The following is a 921-nucleotide window of genomic DNA, read 5'->3' as shown; positions in this document are numbered from 1 at the left end:
CTTGAGCAGATCAGGGACCCTCTGATTGGCCGGATCCGCCACGGTGGTCTTGACGCGGCGTTTGCGCCGGTAGCCGGCGATCCCGACGCCGCGCATCACCCGGGCCACCCGCTTGTGGTTGACCCGTTCGGTCTCGGGCGCACCATCGTTGAGTTCCGCGGTGATCCGCGGCGCCCCGTACTTGTTGTCCTGGTCATGTACCACCCGGATCCGCTCGGCCAGCGCCTCATCAGCAGCCTGACGCTCAGCACGCGCATCGGCACCGGCCAACCAGGCGTAGAACGACGAACGCGCGATCTCGACAACCTCGCACAGCCACTTCACCTTGAAGGCGTCCCGGTGGTCGGCGACGAACTGGAAGCGGCTCACCAGTTCGTCTCCCCGGCGAAATACTTGGCCGCCGACCGCAGAATGTCACGCTCGGTGGCCAGCTTGGTCTTCTCCGCCTGCAAGTCCTTGACCTGGGCGCGTAGCCGGGCCAGCTCCTGCTCGGCGGTCTCGGCACCCGAGCTCGTCGCGGCCGGTGACGCGGGCGTGCGGTGCCGGATCGGCACCCCGGTGGCCTTGCACCACGCCGACAACGTGGCCTCGCCGACACCGAGCTCAGCAGCGATCACGGTGATCGTCGCGCCCACGGTGTCCCGGTAGAGCGCGACCGCGTCACGCTTGAACTCATCGGGATAATTCTTCCTTGCCATCGCGTTGGATCATCTCGCTTCCCCCAGGCCCGACTTCCGCAGTTCGTAGGCACATTTTCGGGGTAGGGCGGAGCGATTGTGCTGGTAGGAGGCTTCGGTAGTCGCCGAAACCGTGAATTCCTGTAGGCACACGAGTTCAGGCGTGTCGCTGGACTTCACCAGCTGATATGTGCTATCGGTGTAGGGGTGTACCTGCGGGAGACCAAACGGCGCAACCGCGATG

The 921-nt window shown here is 65.4% G+C and carries 2 protein-coding genes; both read right to left on the bottom strand.

The annotated features are described in order from the left end of the window. Positions 1-369: IS3 family transposase (locus JDV09_RS26330; RefSeq protein ID WP_221372070.1), on the bottom strand; the 369-nt coding region annotated here is incomplete at its 3' end. Beyond that, a complete protein-coding gene (locus JDV09_RS26325) occupies positions 366-698 on the bottom strand; it encodes a transposase (protein ID WP_221372069.1) in 333 nt (110 codons plus the stop codon). The genes JDV09_RS26325 and JDV09_RS26330, both read right to left, overlap by 4 nt. Positions 699-921: the final 223 nt, after the last annotated feature.

The organism is Mycolicibacterium xanthum, assembly GCF_019710635.1.
In the GTDB taxonomy this organism is placed as follows: domain Bacteria; phylum Actinomycetota; class Actinomycetes; order Mycobacteriales; family Mycobacteriaceae; genus Mycobacterium; species Mycobacterium xanthum.
The sequence above is the reverse complement of the archived record's forward strand: the minus strand, read 5'-3'. Positions and strand labels throughout refer to the sequence as shown.